The sequence below is a fragment of the Marivita sp. S0852 genome (assembly GCF_046591575.1).
Taxonomy (GTDB): Bacteria; Pseudomonadota; Alphaproteobacteria; order Rhodobacterales; family Rhodobacteraceae; genus Marivita.
In genome coordinates this window covers 170,936-188,482 of sequence record NZ_JBIQWA010000004.1, presented here as the reverse complement: position 1 = coordinate 188,482, position 17,547 = coordinate 170,936, and the positions used below count along the sequence as shown (strand labels likewise).

Below are 17,547 nucleotides of genomic sequence, written 5' to 3'. Positions count from 1 at the left end.
TAAAGAGGTCCTAGCGCGGCCGAGACTTTACCTCATCACCGCTCACCCAATAGTGTTTGCGCGCATCTTGGGCTGAACCGGCATCATCCAGAACCTCGAAGCTGTCGTAATCGGCATGGCGCAAGACGTCGCCGCCCCATCCCATGTAGATGACACTTTTTTTGTCCTTGGCCCAAAACGCATTGATCAGCTGGAAAGATGCCCCGTCGACCTGCTTGAACACCTTTTTTCCGGCGGCCCGATACAGATAATGGCGATCTTTGGCGAATTCGGAACATCTGTTTTCCATCACCCATTCAAACGTTTCAGGATCGGGGGCCTTCCACACTTCGCCATACCAATAGACCTGGTTTTTGTCCTTGGCGAACGCGGGGCTTAGAACCTTGAAGCTTCCGGGGTCTCCCTTCTTTTCAAGTCGAAGTTGACGGGCATAGCCCTTACTTTTTCCGATACGGACGCATTCCTTGACACAAAACAGGTGATCCTTGTCCAAGGCGAAGGTGCTTCGTTCCGTGGTATGAATTTTCACATCTGAAACGCAGCACGCGGGCACGTGGAAACCATTGTACCAAAGACCCGCACAATCGTGACCAAAGGCATCTTCCAGAACCTGAAACGCGGCCGTATCGGCGGTGATCTTTTTATTGAGGCAATAGACATGAGTCTCGTCGAGGCCGTAGGTGCCATTGAGGGCCTTGAACGTCCCGGGGTCGGCGTCTGGCAGGATCAGGTAGCTATCATCGTGTAGGGGCAGGCTATACTGGACGCGGGGGTCGTCGTGCTTTTTGAAATGGTAGAAGANAACCTCTTCCTGAGCACCTCTTTCTGCTTGCGGTAGCGGGGGCTGTGGGGATCGGCGTACTGAACAAAATGATGGTTAAAGACATACATCTGGAACCGATCCGCAAAAATTTCCGATATAAATCCCTTTTCGGCATCGAAAAACTGAAGGCTAGCTGCGTCGACATCGGTCCAGATTTGAAAACCCTCTGCCGCACTGCTGTCGACATAGACGGCCCCGTCATCTGCCGCAAAAAGGTCACTCACGACACGAAAACTTGATGGCATCGCCGATTTGATCGGCATGCCAAAATAGAAAACGGTGTCGGCGTCAGCGGCATATCCGTGACCAAGAACTTCAAAGCAACTTGCATCTGCGGTGACAAAGCGTGTGGTGTGGCGCGCGCCGTGTTGTTGGAAATACCAAATGCCCTTCACATTCTGGGCATACATTCCGTATTTGTCGTCAACCAAACATTCGAAGCCATCCGAGGACACACCTTTAAGGAGTGTATCGCCGTAAAAGACTTCGCTACCGCGCAAATGAATGACAGGGCGCTGTGTCATACGCTGCCTCCAAGCAAAGCCCACCGCCTTCGCCATTATTAAGGGGTCAATGCGCGGCAGTACCTTAACTTATCCAAAAGCAGCCTTTGGAGCAACGTGCAGCATCGGACAGTTTGGCCTCCAACCGGCCATTCGCGGCACACAAAAAAGCCGCGCCAGGAAACCCCGCGCGGCCAAATCTTCACTGTCCGTGAAGGTGAAGGCTTATTTGATTTTGCCTTCTTTATACTCAACATGCTTGCGCACGACGGGGTCGTATTTGCGCACTGTCATCTTTTCCGTCATCGTCCGCGCGTTTTTCTTGGTCACATAGAAATGACCTGTGCCCGCAGTCGAGTTCAGGCGGATTTTGATTGTGGTCGGCTTCGCCATGGATCGTCTCCTGCATCGAGGCTTGCACCGTGGCGGCACCTCGTAAATTCCGGTATGAACGCGCCTTCTAAACGGGCGCGCGGGCGAGTCAACCCCGTAGCTGTCAGTTCCCGCCGAAATCGGCCAGAAATAATGGCCCCGAAAACGCGCGGAGGGCCTGTAAGCCGGATTCTGTCCTCCGCGAACGGAGGGACGACCATTCATCTGGGACCACTGTTGCCAGTGGCCTCGTGCTGCCAACCCGGGGATCTGGGCTGAAGCGACCCTGCCGACGCGCGGCGCGATCCCCCTATTCGGCATTGCTCCGGGTGGGGCTTGCCATGCGGGGACTGTTGCCAGCCCCCCGGTGGGCTCTTACCCCACCGTTTCACCCTTGCCCTGCATGCAGGGCGGTCTGTTCTCTGTGGCGCTTTCCGTCAGATTGCTCTGCCCGGGCGTTACCCGGCACCCTTGCTTCAGGGAGTCCGGACTTTCCTCCCCTTGTGACAGGGGCGGCCGTCCGGCCCTCCGCGCAAACCCCACCTAATCACGCCTATCCCTCAGGTCAATTCCGATCGTGCCGCTTCTTTGGGCCTAAAATACCTCGGGGAGCGCGAGGGGCGGCGCCCCTCGCTTTTGTCGGATGGGCTGTGCCCATTCGATATTCTAGCGCAGCACGTAGGGCTGATGCAGCCAGTCCCAAAGCACGTCATTGGTCTCGTCGGGTGCTTCGAGCGTTGGCAAATGGCCCGCCTCTTCCAGCACTACCAGCCGCGCATGGGGGATCAGTTCCGCCATGAAACTATGCCGTTTGACCGGACAAAGCGCGTCATGCGCGCCGCACATGACCAGCGCGGGCTGCTTGATCTTGCGCAGGGTCGATTGCTGATCCCGCCGACGCTGTAAGGCACGGGACTGGTTCACAAACACATCCGGCCCCAATGTGTGCGCCATATCCATCACCGTCTGCAGCACCTGCGGGCGGCGCGGGCCGGGGGCGAGGTAATTGGGTTTCAATTCGTCGCGCATCACCTCGGTCAGCTTGCCGGATTTCACCTTGATGATCTGCGGTTCCCGGTTCGCTGCGACCTGCGGTGTTTCAGCCAGACAATTGGTGTCCATCAGTGCGATGCGCAAAACGCGATCCGGGGCGCGGCGCAGCAGCTCCATCGCAACGATCCCGCCCATGCTCAGCCCGACCAAAGCATATTTCGGCGGCAGCACCGATAACAGATTTGACGCGATTTCTTCGACCCGTTGCCCATGGGTGATCGGTGCGACCGTCACCGGGTGGGTGGCGGAAAAGGCACGGATTTGCGGCTCGAACAGGCGCGAGTCGCACATCATGCCGGGCAAAAAGACAATCGGTTCGATCATAGATCAAACGCGCTCCGACGCCCGCGCGGCCCCGTCAGAGAGCGCGGCAAGCTTGGCATAGGCGATTTCGGGGTCTACCGCGCCAAAGCCCGCAAAGGTGCCGAACCCGCAATCGCTGCCCGCGATCACCCGGTCGGCCCCGACGATGCCCGCAAACCGTTCGATCCGTTGGGCCACGACCTCGGGATGTTCGACGAAATTGGTGGTCGAATCGATCACACCGGGCACCAGTACCTTGTCCTGCGGAATCTCGGCGCGGCGGTCGCGAAAGACGGTCCATTCATGGGCATGGCGGGGATTGGAGGTCTCGAACAGCACCTGGCTTGCGTTCACTTTCATCAGGGTCGGAAACACCGTATCCATGTCGATGTCGCAGACATGCGGGCCTTCGTAATTACCCCAGCAGATATGCACGCGCACGCGGGACGGGTCGATTCCGTCAAGCGCGTGGTTCATCGCCTCGACATGGGCGTCGGCGATCTTGACGAATTCGGCGTCGGTCAGATCGGTGAAAAGCATGTGCCGCGACAGGGCCAGGTCGGGGCAGTCGAGTTGCAGCATCAAACCGCTGTCCACGATGGTGCGATATTCCTCGCGCATCGCGTCGGCCAGCGCGGCCAGATAGGCGTCGCGGGTCGGGTAATAGTCGTTTTGCAGAAACAGCGAAATCACACCCGGAGAGGCTGCGTTCATAAAACCCTCGGCGGCGCCATGTTCGGCCATCCCCGCCTTGAGATTGGCAATGTCGGTCTCCAGCTCTCCCTGGCCTTTGGATTTGACCTCGCCAACGCACATCGGGCGCGCATAGGTCGGTGTGCCGCCATCGTCCTTGAGCCGCTCCAGAAAGGTCGGATACAGCTTGAGGTCCGCAGGCGCGTTGCGCGGGCTGTCGCCGTCAAACCCGGTGTAGCGGTCTTTGACATAGGTGGCATAGCTGATCTTTGATGTCTCGCCATCTGAAACGATGTCGATCCCGGCCTCGACCTGACGGCGCACGGTCTGTGCCGCGGCGTCGGTCATGGCGGCATCAAAGGCGGCTGTGTCGTAGTTCTGGCCTTTTTCGCGGGCAAAGATGAAATCGACGACTTTTTGCGTGCGTGGCAATGATCCCACATGGGTGGTCTTGATGCGCGCCATCTGCTCGGCCCTTCAAAATGCATAGGTTTGCACGCACACTAACAAATCGCTTGCCGGGGGAAAGGGGGCTTGGGCGTTTAACCGGCCAATTGCCGCGCGAGCGCGTTTTGTCGTGCGATCACGGTGGGCAGATCAATCGTCGTGACATGCCCGGCATCAACAATCTGGCGTCCTTCGACAAGCAGATGTTTGACCCGCGTCGGTCCGGCCAGCACCAATGCCGCCGGGTCCCAGCTTCCGGCGCTTTCGATCCCGGTCACATCCCACATGGCGATGTCCGCGCGTTTGCCGACGGCAATCTGTCCACAGTCGGGGCGGTTCAAAACCTCGGCCCCGCCGCGTGTCGCGATATACAGCGCTTCTCGCGCGCTCATGGCATCTGCCCCATTGGCAACCCGCTGCAACAGCATGGCGTGCCGGGCTTCGGATACAAGATTTCCGACATCGTTGCTGGCAGAGCCATCGACACCAAGGCCCACCGGAACCCCCGCATCCCGCATGGCGCGCACCGGTGCGATGCCAGAGCCAAGCCGGCAGTTCGAACACGGGCAATGCGCGACTCCGGTTCTGGATTTCGCAAAAAGATCAATTTCCTGCCCGTCCAGTTTCACGCAATGCGCGTGCCAGACATCGTCTCCGGTCCAGCCAAGGTCTTGGGCGTATTGACCGGGGCGGCAGCCAAACTGCTCCAGTGAGTAGGCGACGTCTTCGTCATTTTCGGCCAGATGGGTGTGCAACATCACACCCTTGTCCCGCGCCAAAAGCGCCGCGTCGCGCATCAAATCGCGGCTGACCGAAAACGGAGAACACGGGGCCACACCGACCCGGACCATCGCGCCGTCGCGCGCATCGTGATGGGCATCAATGACGCGGATACAATCGTTTAGAATGTCTGCTTCATGTTCAACCAAAGCGTCGGGCGGCAAACCTCCGGCACTTTCGCCGATGCTCATTGCGCCGCGGGTTGGATGAAACCGCATCCCGATCTCTTGTGCGGCTGCGATCGTATCGTCCAGCCGGGCACCATTGGGGTACAGATACAGATGATCCGAGGTCAACGTACAACCCGACAGCGCCAGCTCGGCCAAGCCGACCTGCGCCGAGACATACATCTCTTCCGGCCCGAACCGCCCCCAGATGGGATAAAGCGTCTGAAGCCAGCCAAAAAGCAGCGCGTCCTGACCGCCCGGCACGGCCCGCGTGAGGGTTTGGTACAGATGGTGATGCGTGTTCACCAGCCCCGGTGTCACGACGCATCCCGAGCCGTCGATCACATGATCCGCCTTTGGATGGTCATGGCCCACGGACCGGATGATCCCGTCTTCGATCAGAATATCTCTTTGTGAAAGCTCGCTTTCATCATCATCCATCGTCAGGATAAATGAGCAGTCTTTTATAAGCGTTTTCATGGGTTTGTGTCTTGTAGTTTATGCAGTGCTTTCGCGTGTAGTTCGGGTGTGGCGGCGGCCAGGGCGGTGCCGCCATGATGCGCGGGCGCGCCTGTCCAGTCGGTCACACAACCGCCCGCCGCTTCGATCACCGCAATCGGGGCCTGGATGTCATAGGCGTTGAGGCCCGCTTCGATCACGATGTCGATCTGCCCCGCTGCCAGCAACGCATAGGCATAGCAATCGCAGCCGTACCGCGTCAGCTGTACCTCTTTCGCGACGCGGTGAAACGCGGCGTATTGATCGGCTGTGCCGATCTCGGGAAAGGTTGTGAACAGTGTTGCATCAGCCAGGTCAGAGGTCGCTGCGGCCTTAAGCGGGCTGTCGCGCCCCGGACCGGTCCAATGCGCGCGCCCCAGACCGCCCATAAAGCGTTCTCCGATATAAGGCTGGTCAATCAATCCCAGCAGCGGTCCGGTCTGGTCTGACAGGGCCACCAGCACACCCCAGGTCGGTGTGCCGCTGATAAACGACCGGGTGCCATCAATCGGGTCCAAAACCCAGGTCAGTCCCGAGGTGCCATCAACGCTGCCGTGTTCTTCGCCCAGAATAGCGTCATCGGGCCGCAAATCTGCAAGAACCTCGCGCATCGCGGTTTCTGCGGCGCGGTCGGCAATTGTGACCGGATCAAATCCATCGGACAGCTTGTTGTCCGTGCTCAGGTCGCGTGAACGGAAATGCGGCAAGATCGCGGAGCGCGCGGCATCTGCGATGCGCTCTGCTACGGACCAAAGGCCATCGGCCTCGGCATTGGTGAATTCTGTCATGTTGTACCTCCTGAGCGCTGCCCTTTGTTTCGGGCTACCTCAGGAGGCAGGTCTGCTCAAGCGACGTCGGACAGAACGCGGGCCAGTTCAAACAGGCGACGCCGCTGGTTTTCGGGGATCGCGTAATACGACCGGACCAAATCCAGCGCTTCCTTATCGCCAAGAATGTCTGACGGCACCGCTTCGGACGATGATGCGGTTGCGTCCTCTTGCTGGGCCTCTTCGATGCCTTCGAAAAAGAAGGCGACCGGCACGTCAAGGGCATCCGCGATATCCCAAAGCCGGGACGCGCTGACCCGGTTTGCACCGGTTTCGTATTTCTGAATCTGCTGAAACTTGATTCCCACCTTCTCGGCGAGTTGTTGTTGTGTCATGCCGACCAACCAACGCCGATGTCGAACCCGTTTTCCGACATGTACGTCAACAGGATGTGCCATCTTGCTCCCTTTCGTGCGACCGATCAGGTCTTCTTGGTGTTATATAGCGTTCCGTGTTTCGCAATTCGAACTGTACTGGAAACAAACAACCTATCCGATTATTGATGTTGCAAAGCTATAGCATGACAGGAGTTGGGGCAAGAATTTTGCTAGGGAAAGCATAAAACTGCTTAACGGACTTGTCTCTTTTGATGCTACAGAAATGTATCTCTCAAATTGCACAGGTCGCTTGCGAAGGCAAGCATCGGCGCGTAACCCTTGACCATCAAAAGATAATTTCAGCAGGACCAGCTTATGAAAGCGTTCCAAGTCACCAGCCACAATGTCGCACCAGGCATTAAGGAAACCTTAACGCCAAATCCCGCCGCCGGAGAAATCACTGTGCGGATTCATGCCTGCGGTCTGAATTTTGCCGATCTTTTGATGGCAAAGGGCACCTATCAGGACACCCCCAGGCTTCCGTTCACGCTGGGCATGGAGGTCGCGGGGGTGGTCGAGGAGACCGGCGCTGATGTGGCCGGTCTGGCTGTTGGTGATCGCGTGGCGGTGTTTGGCGGGCAGGGCGGTCTTGCTGAATATGGCTGTTTTGATGCGCGCCGGGCGGTGCGACTGCCGGATGCCATGCCAATGACAGACGCTGCGGCGTTTCAAATCGCCTATGGCACCAGCCACCTTGCGCTTGACCACCGCGCGCGGCTGCAACCGGGGGAAACGCTGCTCGTGTTGGGGGCCGCCGGTGGTGTGGGTTTGACGGCGGTCGAGATCGGCAAGCTTATGGGGGCCACCGTGGTGGCGTGCGCGCGGGGCGCGGACAAGCTTGCCGCGGCCAGCGCGGCGGGTGCCGACCATCTGATTGATGCCAAAACCGAAGACATCCGCACTACGGTCAAGGCTCTTGGTGGCGCAGATGTCGTTTATGATCCGGTTGGCGGCACGCAGTTCGAAGACGCGTTCCGGGCCTGCAAGCCCGAGGCGCGCTTGTTGCCGATCGGATTTGCCAGTGGGACGGTGCCCCAGATCAAGTCGAACCATCTTCTGGTCAAGAATCTCTCGGTTCTGGGGGTCTATTGGGGCGGGTATCTGCAATTCCGTCCGGATATCGTCACAGACAGCCTTAAGACTTTGCTTGACTGGTATCAGGCTGGCAAAGTCAAACCGCATGTCAGCCGTACGCTGCCGTTCGATCAGGTCGCCGATGGGCTGGAGCTTTTGCGTAGCCGCAAGTCGACCGGCAAAGTTGTCATCCAGATGGTGGACTAACCATCATTCCGCCGCCGGTCTGAGGTCATTTCCCGAGATCACGGCGAATTCACGCCGCAGCAACTCGCATAGCGGGTCGATGATCTGCGATCTGGCGGTGCCGCGATACAGAGCCACCGACTGGTAACCAAGATCGGGAAGGTCGGCTGTATCCGGCACGGCCTCGAATTGCGGCGGTTCGTGTCCTTCCAAGAGCGCGGTGACGGCCAAATCCGCGCTGATCGCAACGTCGATGGCCCGGTCGCTGTCCGAAGAGAAAACCAGATCCCAGATGGCCCCGCTTTTTTCAAGGCCAGACAAGGCCACGGGACGGAAGGAACAATGATTGCCAAAGGCGATGGGCAGGGGGCTTAGCTTCCAGGCTTGACCGCCCGGCGCACCATACCACCGCAGCGGCACAGTCATCATCACATCTGCAGCGCCGTCCGGATTGGTTTCTGTCGTCAGGATCACATCAATGGTGCCACGCGCGAACTGTTCTTTCAGGTCATTGGTGTAAGAGCTGATCAACTGCACTTTGACACGCGGAAAATCCCGCTGCATCGCTTTCATCACATTCGGGATCGCGGGGTAGACGATGTCATTCGGCACCCCAAGAACGACCTCTCCTTCCCAGACCGTATTGGTGAGCTTTCCGTACACAACATCGTTCAGCTCAACGATGCGCCGTGCATATGTCAAAAGCTGCGCCCCGGTCGACGTCAGCGCCACGCCGCGTCCGTGTCGGTCAAGCAAGGCCACACCGAGGCTGTCTTCGAGCCGTTTGATCTGCATGGAGACGGCGGATTGCGTCAGATTGAGGAATGACGCCGCCCGCGTGATGCCCCCCGAATCCGCGACCGCGATAAATGATCTGAGCGTTGTGATGTCCAAATTGCGCATTCATCACGATCCTTGATGGAAGTCTTCAAAAACATTCGTTTCAAAAATGAACGTAACTGACGCATAACCATCACGCAAGCTAATGATTTCGGCGGCGGCCATCACAAAGTGGAAAGGATGTAGCGATGTTGACTTTGAATAGAACCGGTTTTGGCCACGCACCTGCAAAAACTGCCAAAGGGTCGATTTTGGCACGCTTTAACACCGCTATGGCGCTTCGTCGCAGCCGCAAGTGTCTGGCAACATTGGACCCGCATCTGTTGTCGGATGTCGGTCTCAGCCAGCAAGACGCAAAAACCGAGGCATCCCGCCCGGTTTGGGACGCACCTTCCGTCTGGAAACGCTGAATATTTTGCCTGTTTCGGTAAGTTTTTATCGAAAAATGCAATCCAGATATACTTTTTAGACCATCCTGCACATCTCAAAGCTTGAAAAGCAGGGGCGGACACCCGATATTCGTTCCATCCGTTCTCGTGAGTGCGGGAACACCTGAGTTTCATTTCGGAGGGATAAATGGCTGAGTTTAACACAATCCGGACGACCGGCGTTGCTGGCGCCCGTGCCGCCCAGATTGATGAGGGTCTGCGCGCGCATATGAATAAGGTCTATGCGACCATGTCAATTGGCATGTTGCTGACCTTTGCTGTCGCATGGGCGGTTGGCACAAGCCCGAACCTGTTGGCAGTTTTCCGTGACCCGGCAACGCTTCAGCCGAACATCCTTGGCTGGATTGTCATGTTCGCGCCGCTGATCATGGTCTTCACCATGAGCGCCATGATCAACAAACTGTCCGCCGCTGGCGCACAATTGTTCTTCTACGCATTCGCTGCGGTGATGGGCCTGAGCCTTGCATGGATCTTTGTCGCCTTTACCGGCATGTCGATCGCACAGATCTTTCTTGTGACGTCGATCGCCTTCGCGGGTCTGTCGCTTTATGGTTACACAACCAAGAAAGACATCTCTGGCTGGGGCGCGTTCCTCATCATGGGTGTGATCGGTCTGGTTGTGGCGATGATCGTCAACATCTTCCTGCAGTCGCCTGCCATCATGTTTGCGATTTCGATCCTGGGCGTTCTGATCTTTGCGGGTCTGACAGCGTATGACACGCAGAACATCAAGAACACCTACCTGCAGCACGCCGCACATGGCGACAGCGAATGGATGGCGAAGTCGGGCATCATGGGCGCGTTGAGCCTGTACCTGAACTTCATCAACATGTTCATGTTCCTGCTGCAACTCTTTGGCAGCCGCGAATAAAACAACTGAACATCAACGCGAAAAGGCCGGTCTCTGGGACCGGCCTTTTTCATTGACGCTGTTCCAATCACCGCCGGTATTGGCCCCAGTGGCAGTCTTAGACGCCCACGTCAGGGCCGAGGCACACCATCGGTTCATCGCTTTCCCGGGCCTCGTAAAGCGTTGTGGCGTTTGGGTTGTTTTCAAACACCGCCCTCAATCCGCTGCTTTCCTTGAAAAACGACCAGCATTGCGGGTTTGGCGTGTCTTCATAGACGAAACAAATCATGTCCCGATCTTCATACCACACGCCATCTTTGCATTTCCCGTCCAGAAATGACCAACGCACACGCCGGTTGTCCAGATATTCCTCAACGCCGTAGGCCTGACCGTTCTGACCAAAGTGCAAGGTCTTGCCCGTGACATAGGCCTCGAACTCGGCCGCGTTCATCGGTTCCGCCGCCCAAGCGGCAGCTGCCGACACGCCGACCACAGCGGCACTTATCAAGATCTGTTTCATAGACGAAATCGTATCTGCAAGAGCCGCGGTTCACAAATGACTTTGCCATAATATCTCCGAAAACTTTCTGTGATCCGTTCTGTCGGGCAAGGACGGCTCTGGTGCTGTTCGACGAATGGCCAAATCCAACCAGTGCAAAGTCACGCTTTGCGGCTGCTGGCCTTTCATCTTTCGCGACAACCCACTAACTGAGGAACTAATCTCTGGAAACGCAAAGGCCGCGTATGTCCTTTTTTGGCAAGCTGAAAAGCAAACTCTTCAAATCGTCGTCCAAACTGGACGAGGGATTGGATGCGATTGTCTCCGAGGGTGGGGAGGAAACCACGACCCCGGATCTTCCTCTGGTTCAGGACACGCCCCCGCGCACGCAACCCGACACCCCCGAGCAGCCTGCGCACGCGGTTGATGATCCAGGCGAGCCGGTCTCAGACCCCGACCCGGCCCCCCCTGTTGCGCCACCGCCCGACGCATCCAGGACCGATACGCCGCCGCCCATATCCGACATCCCGACGGAGGACGCGGCCGACATGCCCGTCGATGATGGGCCAAGCGGATCACCCGAACCGGACGCGCCGCTCGACCCTGTGAGTGATGACAGCGCCGCGCCTGATTTATCGCCAGCGCCAGAGGACAGGGGTCTTGCCCCGTCAGAGCCGGAACCGGAACCCACGCCAAGCGAGGCACCGTTTCGGACGGATGTTATAGCCCCGCGGCTGGATGCGGCTGTGCAAGAAGCACCGGAGGCTGACAAGCCGGGTCTGCTTGGCCGCATTCTTGGCCGCAGCGCGGCCCCAAGCGAAATGCGCCGCGAGCTGGATGACGACATGCTTGAACAGCTTGAAGAGCTGCTTATACAGGCGGATATGGGGGTCGACACGGCCTTGCGGGTGACAGCAAATATCGCCGAAGGGCGCTATGGCAAAAAGCTTAGCGTGCGTGAAATCAAAGAGCTGTTGGCGGGGGAAGTGGCCCGCATCATGGAGCCAGTGGCGCGCCCCTTACCGCTGTATCCAACCAAGCCGCAGGTCGTTCTGGTTGTTGGCGTGAACGGTTCGGGCAAGACAACCACCATTGGCAAGCTGGCCAGCCAATTCCGTGCTGCCGGGAAACATGTGGTCATTGCCGCCGGCGATACGTTCCGCGCGGCGGCCGTTGAACAATTGCAGGTCTGGGGCGACCGCGCAGGGGTGCCGGTGCTGACCGCGCCGGAAGGATCGGACCCGGCAAGCCTTGCCTTTGACGCAATGACCCAGGCACAGGCGGATGGTGCCGACCTTTTGATGATCGACACTGCCGGGCGTTTGCAGAACCGCGCCGACCTGATGGAGGAATTGGCCAAGATCGTTCGCGTGATCCGCAAGAAAGATCCGGATGCCCCGCACAACACGCTTCTGGTGCTGGACGCAACCACCGGGCAAAACGCGGTCAGTCAGGTCAAAACCTTCCAAGAGCTGGCGGACGTGACCGGGCTGGTGATGACCAAACTGGACGGGACCGCCAAGGGCGGTGTCCTGGTCTCTTTGGCCGACCGGTTTGGCCTGCCGATCCATGCCATTGGCGTGGGCGAACAGATTGACGATTTGCAAGCCTTTGATCCAGAAGAATTTGCGGCTGCCCTGACGGGGTTAACCACCGAATGATCGCAGGGTGCGTGCAGAACGGGACAGGTTCGCGGCAGCCATACCCCCCACGCGTAATGCGCGACCGGTCGGTCGTGTAATATGATCAGCGACTGGTTGATCTCACTCGAAGGCACAGCCCAAGGTCATCAGCTTGCGTTGATGCTGGCGCTTCTGGCTGCGGTGCTTCATGCGATATTCGGTGCCTTGCAAAAGGGCAGGCATGATCCGTGGATGTCGCGCGGGGCCATTGATGCCAGCTATTGCCTGATGGCGGCCCCGTTTGCGCTGTTTGTGGTGCCATGGCCGGAACCGCACATGTGGGTGATCTTTGCGGGGGCCTTTGTCATTCATCTTGCCTATAAACTCTTGCAGGCGCAGGCCTATACCAAAGGCGCTTACACGGTGGTCTACCCGGTGGTACGCGGCACGGGGCCTCTTTTCGCGGTGATCGGCGCGTATCTGCTGTTTGGCGAAAGCTTTACGCTGATCCAGTGGGCGGGGCTTGGTGTTCTTCTGGCGGGGATTTTCGGACTTGCGGTGTACAACCTGATCTTTCTCGAAGCTGACCGGGCGACATTGCCGATGGCTTTGGGGCTTGCGGTAGCAACCGGCCTGTTTGTGGCGCTTTACACCACCTTTGACGCCTATGGCATCCGCGCCACTGCTGACCCGTTCACCTTTCTGGCGTGGTTTTTCATGATTGATGGCATCGCCATGCCCATCCTTGCCGCACTTCGATATCGCAACATGTACCACAAACCCGCGCTTGGGCCTTTGGCTCTCCGAGGTGTGATTGGCGGATTGGTGGCATTTTTCAGCTTTGGCTCCATTATGTTGGCAACGCGACTGGATCAGGTTGGTGAGGCAGCGGTGTTGCGGGAAACCTCAACCGTTTTTGCCGCACTCATCGGCTGGGTCTTTTTGAAAGAAACCGTCGGCCCGCGCAGGATTGCTCTTATGGCCCTGATCGCGATAGGGGCGGTTATCGTGGAATTAGGAGGGTAGGGCTTGGCACATCGTAACGCCCCGCAATGGCTGAAAACAGGGCTGGAACTGGGGCCGGTGATCGGCTTTTTCATCGCCTATCTGTATCTCAAAGACGAGGTGTTCACCTTTGGCGGTACAGATTACGACGGGTTCATCATTGTGACCGCAGGTTTCATCCCGGTGATCCTGGCCTCCATGGGGCTTTTGTGGTGGCTCACCGGTCATATCAGCCGCATGCAGATTGTGACGGCGGTTCTGGTTGTGGTGTTTGGCGGCTTGACCGTCTGGCTTAATGACGACCGCTTCATCAAGATGAAACCCACCATGGTGTATCTGCTGCTTGGCGGTGTGCTGGCGATTGGTCTGCTGCGCGGCCAAAGCTATCTGCGGGTAGTCATGGGGGAACTGCTGCCGATGGAGCATGAGGGCTGGATGATCCTCACCAAACGCATGACCGCGTTTTTCTTTCTGCTGGCCGCATCGAACGAGATTGTCTGGCGCACGCAAACAACCGAGTTTTGGGTGTATTTTGAAACCTTCGTCCTGACCGGCGCGCTGTTTTTCTTTTTTATCGCGCAAGCCGGTGTGATCCAGAAATATAGCACCGCAGAAGAAGAGTAACACCCGACGCAGGCGCGTGGCACGAGAGCAGCATGGAAAAATTTGGCAAATCGCAATCCGTCGTCCGGACCGAAGACATTCGCTTTTTGAAAGGCACCGGACGTTATGTCGACGACATCGTTCCCGAAGATGCCCTGTTTGGCTATGTGGTCCGGTCACAAGTGGCACATGCCCGGATCAAGGCGTTGGATGTGTCCGACGCGCGCGCCGCGGATGGCGTGCGCCTTGCGCTGACACAGGCTGATCTGGAAGCGGCGGGTGTCACCCAGGGGCTTTGGGGGACAACCGTGCCGAACCTGGACGGCACGCAGGGGGTCGCGCCGTTTCGACCGCTTTTGGCCAAGGATCGCGTGCGATTTGTCGGCGAGGCGCTGGTGTTTATTGTCGCGGAGACGTTGCAACAGGCCAAGGATGCGGCAGAGCTGATCGATGTCGAATACGATGATCTTCCGGTGCATCTTGACCTGTCGGCAGGCGGGACAGCGTTGCATGAGGACGCGCCTGACAACCGCGCCTTTGATTGGGGCATCGGTAATGAACAAGAAACGGCAAAGGCCTTTGAGGCGGCGCACCGCGTTGTCCGCTTGGATGTGGACGACAACCGCATCATCGTGAATTCAATGGAGCCGCGCGGCTGTTATGCCGAGATGGTGGACGGTCGGTTGCATCTTGCCCTGAATGCCCAGGGCGTCTGGAGCCACAAAGCCCATCTGGCGCGGGTTCTCAACATGCCGCAGGCCGATATTCGGGTCAGCAATCCGGACACTGGCGGCGGGTTCGGCATGAAAGCGATGCCCTATCCGGAAAACTTCTTGACGGCCTTTGCCGCGCGGGAATTGATGCGTCCGGTGCGTTGGATGTCGGATCGGTCCGAAGCGATGCTGTCCGACAATGCCGGACGTGATCTGCGCCATCACGCAGAGCTGGGCTTTGACCAGACACACCGGATCACCGCGTACCGGGTTCACAGCGTGGCGAATATGGGGGCGTATAATTCGCATTTTGCCCAGGCGATCCAGACCGAATTGTTCGCCAAAGTGCTGATGGGTGTCTATGACGTGCAAACCTCCTGGCTGCGGGTGGAAGGCGTCTATACCAATACAACCCAGGTCGATGCCTATCGCGGTGCAGGGCGGCCCGAAGCGATTTACCTGATCGAACGCCTGATGGACCGTGCCGCGCGCGATCTGGGCGTCGACCCGTGGGAACTGCGACGGATCAACTTTATCAAACCGCACCAATTTCCGTATCACACGACCACTGGCGAAACCTATGATGTCGGCGATTTCGACCGCGTTCTAGACCACGCAGCCCGGTTTGCCGACCGCAACGGGTTTGAAACCCGCCGCGCCAGATCGGCGAAATCCGGCAAATTGCGCGGACAGGGCGTGTGTTACTATATCGAAAGTATTCTGGGCGATCCTACCGAAGACGTGAAAGTCACTTTTGACGCGGACGGAGGGGCCACAATGTATGTTGGGACGCAATCAAACGGGCAGGGGCACGAAACCGTACTTGTCCAGTTTCTGTCTGACCACACAGGTATCCCGGCCGCGAAAATTCGTTTTGTTCAAGGCGACAGCGACCTGATCCCAAAAGGGGGCGGCACAGGCGGGTCGCGGTCGGTGACGGTGCAAGCCAATGTCACCCTGAAAGCCGTGGGCGCCATGATCACCGGGTTTTGCGGCTTTTTGGCTGATCTTCAGGGCGTCGCGGTTGAGGATGTCACCTTTGACGACGCGCAGTTTCGCATAGGCAGCTCGAATCTGACACCCACCCTGCTCGAAGCGGCGCAGCTGGCACGCGAGGCGGGGCGCGACGATCTGCTGATCTTTACTGCACGCGCAACGCTGGAGGCGCGGTCTTTTCCCAACGGCGCGCATGTCTGCGAGGTCGAGGTTGACCCAGAAACCGGGCAGGTGCGTCTTGACCGTTATTCGGTGGTGGATGATTTCGGCAACCTTATCAATCCCATGCTGGCCGAGGGGCAGGTTCATGGCGGTGTCGCGCAGGGGATCGGACAGGCGCTGAGTGAACGTGTTGTCCATAGCGAAGACGGTCAATTGCTCACCGCGTCCTTCATGGATTACGCAATGCCGCGTGCCGATGATATTCCGATGATCGGATTTGAAACCGAACCGGTGCCGTCAACCACCAACCCGATGGGGATGAAAGGCTGCGGCGAAGCAGGGACTGTCGGGGCGCTGGCTGCGGTTGCCAATGCGGTACAGGATGCGCTTTGGGAACAGGGGGTGCGTCAGGCTGACATGCCATTCACCCCTCACCGGGTATGGGAGATGCTTCGCGATGCGCGTGTCGCGGCTGCGTGATCAGGTCCTTGGCTGGGTTCGCAAACGGTTTGCGGCGGATCAGTCGTCAGTGTCGGTGCGGCGCGGGCGACGCATTCATGTGATCATTCTGGACGGAACCCTGTCGTCACTTGAGCCGGGGCACGAAACCAATGCCGGGCGGCTGTTTCGGCTTTTGCAGGACGCGGGCGAAGATCTGTCTGTCTTTTACGAATCCGGGCTGCAGATTTCCGACTGGCGCAGCATATCGCAGGTCTTGACCGGGCGCGGGATCAATCGTCAGATCTGTCGCGCATACGGTTTTCTGGCCTCGCGCTATAAACCCGGCGATCAAATCTATTTTTTTGGCTACTCGCGCGGCGCGTTTGCTGTACGATCCTTGGCCGGTGTAATTGACCGGATCGGCCTGCTGCGCGCCGAACACGCCACAGAGCGGAACATCCGTCAGGCCTATCGCCTGTACCGAAATTCACCCGAGAGCCCCACCGCACAAGACATTGCGCGCATCCACTGCCACGAGGAAACGCCGATTGCGCTGGTTGGCGTGTGGGACACCGTCAAGGCCCTTGGGCTGCACGTCCCGGTTTTGTGGCGCCTGACCGTAAAACAGCATGCGTTTCACAGCGATCAGCTTGGCCCGTCCATTGAACACGGCTTTCATGCACTGGCCTATCACGAGGCCCGTATGGCCTATGCGCCGGTGCTTTGGGCCTGCCCGCCCGGATGGTCCGGCCATATTGAGCAGGTGTGGTTCAAGGGTGTTCACGGCGATATCGGGGGTCAGTTGCGGGGGCGCGAAGAGGCCAGACCGCTTGCCAATATCCCGCTGGTCTGGATGCTGGATCGGGCCAATGCCGTCGGGTTGCCATTGCCCGGCGATTGGCGCACGCGGTTTCCCCAAGACCCCGAAGCGCCGTCATCCGGGAACTGGCGGGGATGGGGCAAGCTGTTCTGGCACCGCCGCCAGCGTTTAATCGGCTCAGACACGTCTGAACGCTTGCACGAGACGCTGGAGGTCCGTGAACCCGCAGCAGTTGCCGGTGCCATTTCTTCGAATTCCTGACAAAAACGTTATCACTGGCCTAAGTGCGGGCCTTTAAACTCTGCAAACAGCCCCTATCTATGGATCAGGCGCGCGGGACTGGAACACCCGCGGCACCTTCACTGTCCCTCGTTCCAACACTTGCGCCCAAGCTTGTCTTGGGCGCTTTTTCTTTTTTTGCAGGCCCATGGGGTGGCATTTCCG

The 17,547-nt window shown here is 58.4% G+C and carries 19 protein-coding genes and 1 other RNA gene; 9 read left to right on the top strand and 11 right to left on the bottom strand.

Annotation, left to right across the window (positions count from 1 at the left end; genetic code table 11):
• Positions 1–10: 10 nt before the first annotated feature.
• A complete protein-coding gene (locus ACG74X_RS09985; RefSeq protein WP_411234481.1) occupies positions 11–493 on the bottom strand; it encodes a DKNYY domain-containing protein in 483 nt (160 codons plus the stop codon).
• Between the two features lie 60 nt (positions 494–553).
• Here ACG74X_RS09985 and ACG74X_RS09980 point away from each other — a divergent pair, with 60 nt between their 5' ends.
• Entirely contained in the window at positions 554–748 is a 195-nt protein-coding gene (locus ACG74X_RS09980; protein WP_411234480.1) for a hypothetical protein, read from the top strand.
• Here ACG74X_RS09980 and ACG74X_RS09975 read toward each other — a convergent pair.
• From ACG74X_RS09975 to ACG74X_RS09940, 8 genes are all read right to left on the bottom strand, one after another.
• Complete coding sequence (locus ACG74X_RS09975) at positions 727–1,347, bottom strand: DKNYY domain-containing protein (protein ID WP_411234478.1); 621 nt, start codon at positions 1,345–1,347, stop codon at positions 727–729. The genes ACG74X_RS09980 and ACG74X_RS09975 overlap by 22 nt on opposite strands.
• 204 nt (positions 1,348–1,551) lie before the next feature.
• Positions 1,552–1,719: a 50S ribosomal protein L33 gene (rpmG, locus tag ACG74X_RS09970; protein ID WP_007799108.1), complete on the bottom strand. Its 168-nt coding sequence runs from the start codon at positions 1,717–1,719 to the stop codon at positions 1,552–1,554.
• A 144-nt stretch (positions 1,720–1,863) separates the two neighbouring features.
• Positions 1,864–2,230, bottom strand: an RNA gene (gene rnpB / locus ACG74X_RS09965) — RNase P RNA component class A.
• 134 nt (positions 2,231–2,364) lie between these two features.
• Positions 2,365–3,075 (bottom strand): alpha/beta fold hydrolase, encoded by a 711-nt coding sequence (locus tag ACG74X_RS09960; protein WP_411234476.1) that lies wholly within the window; start codon positions 3,073–3,075, stop codon positions 2,365–2,367.
• Between the two features lie 3 nt (positions 3,076–3,078).
• A complete protein-coding gene (locus tag ACG74X_RS09955) occupies positions 3,079–4,212 on the bottom strand; it encodes a cobalamin-independent methionine synthase II family protein (RefSeq protein WP_411234474.1) in 1,134 nt (377 codons plus the stop codon).
• A 77-nt stretch (positions 4,213–4,289) separates the two neighbouring features.
• The gene (locus ACG74X_RS09950) at positions 4,290–5,621 is read right to left on the bottom strand and encodes an 8-oxoguanine deaminase (RefSeq protein WP_411234473.1); all 1,332 of its coding nucleotides are present in this window, start codon (positions 5,619–5,621) and stop codon (positions 4,290–4,292) included.
• Positions 5,618–6,427, bottom strand: coding sequence for a histidinol-phosphatase (gene hisN, locus ACG74X_RS09945; RefSeq protein WP_411234472.1), 810 nt, complete (start codon positions 6,425–6,427; stop codon positions 5,618–5,620). Before hisN ends, ACG74X_RS09950 begins: the two co-directional genes overlap by 4 nt.
• Before the next feature lie 56 nt (positions 6,428–6,483).
• A complete protein-coding gene (locus ACG74X_RS09940; protein WP_411234471.1) occupies positions 6,484–6,864 on the bottom strand; it encodes a helix-turn-helix domain-containing protein in 381 nt (126 codons plus the stop codon).
• Positions 6,865–7,158: 294 nt separating this feature from the next.
• Here ACG74X_RS09940 and ACG74X_RS09935 point away from each other — a divergent pair, with 294 nt between their 5' ends.
• A complete protein-coding gene (locus ACG74X_RS09935) occupies positions 7,159–8,124 on the top strand; it encodes an NADPH:quinone oxidoreductase family protein (RefSeq protein ID WP_411234469.1) in 966 nt (321 codons plus the stop codon).
• 3 nt (positions 8,125–8,127) lie between these two features.
• On the opposite strand, the gene ACG74X_RS09930 is transcribed toward ACG74X_RS09935, so the two are convergent.
• Positions 8,128–9,006 carry a LysR family transcriptional regulator gene (locus tag ACG74X_RS09930; RefSeq protein ID WP_411234467.1) on the bottom strand — a complete coding sequence of 293 codons (879 nt, stop codon included), beginning with the start codon at positions 9,004–9,006 and terminating at the stop codon, positions 8,128–8,130.
• A 125-nt stretch (positions 9,007–9,131) separates the two neighbouring features.
• Between ACG74X_RS09930 and ACG74X_RS09925 the strand changes: the two genes are divergently transcribed.
• Both ACG74X_RS09925 and ACG74X_RS09920 read left to right on the top strand, forming a co-directional pair.
• Positions 9,132–9,353 (top strand): DUF1127 domain-containing protein, encoded by a 222-nt coding sequence (locus ACG74X_RS09925; protein WP_411234466.1) that lies wholly within the window; start codon positions 9,132–9,134, stop codon positions 9,351–9,353.
• Between the two features lie 166 nt (positions 9,354–9,519).
• Positions 9,520–10,263 carry a Bax inhibitor-1 family protein gene (locus ACG74X_RS09920; RefSeq protein WP_411234464.1) on the top strand — a complete coding sequence of 248 codons (744 nt, stop codon included), beginning with the start codon at positions 9,520–9,522 and terminating at the stop codon, positions 10,261–10,263.
• A gap of 97 nt (positions 10,264–10,360) precedes the next feature.
• On the opposite strand, the gene ACG74X_RS09915 is transcribed toward ACG74X_RS09920, so the two are convergent.
• Positions 10,361–10,762 carry a hypothetical protein gene (locus tag ACG74X_RS09915; RefSeq protein WP_411234463.1) on the bottom strand — a complete coding sequence of 134 codons (402 nt, stop codon included), beginning with the start codon at positions 10,760–10,762 and terminating at the stop codon, positions 10,361–10,363.
• 224 nt (positions 10,763–10,986) lie between these two features.
• Between ACG74X_RS09915 and ftsY the strand changes: the two genes are divergently transcribed.
• The 5 genes from ftsY to ACG74X_RS09890 all read left to right on the top strand — a co-directional run bounded on the left by ftsY (position 10,987) and on the right by ACG74X_RS09890 (position 17,364).
• Positions 10,987–12,402, top strand: a complete 1,416-nt coding sequence (ftsY, locus tag ACG74X_RS09910) for a signal recognition particle-docking protein FtsY (RefSeq protein WP_411234462.1) — start codon at positions 10,987–10,989, stop codon at positions 12,400–12,402.
• 84 nt (positions 12,403–12,486) lie between these two features.
• Entirely contained in the window at positions 12,487–13,389 is a 903-nt protein-coding gene (locus ACG74X_RS09905; protein ID WP_411234994.1) for an EamA family transporter, read from the top strand.
• 3 nt (positions 13,390–13,392) lie between these two features.
• Positions 13,393–13,992: an inner membrane-spanning protein YciB gene (locus ACG74X_RS09900; RefSeq protein WP_411234460.1), complete on the top strand. Its 600-nt coding sequence runs from the start codon at positions 13,393–13,395 to the stop codon at positions 13,990–13,992.
• A 32-nt stretch (positions 13,993–14,024) separates the two neighbouring features.
• A complete protein-coding gene (locus tag ACG74X_RS09895) occupies positions 14,025–16,322 on the top strand; it encodes a xanthine dehydrogenase family protein molybdopterin-binding subunit (RefSeq protein ID WP_411234459.1) in 2,298 nt (765 codons plus the stop codon).
• The gene (locus ACG74X_RS09890) at positions 16,300–17,364 is read left to right on the top strand and encodes a DUF2235 domain-containing protein (RefSeq protein WP_411234457.1); all 1,065 of its coding nucleotides are present in this window, start codon (positions 16,300–16,302) and stop codon (positions 17,362–17,364) included. The genes ACG74X_RS09895 and ACG74X_RS09890 overlap by 23 nt, the downstream gene beginning before the upstream one ends.
• Positions 17,365–17,547: the final 183 nt, after the last annotated feature.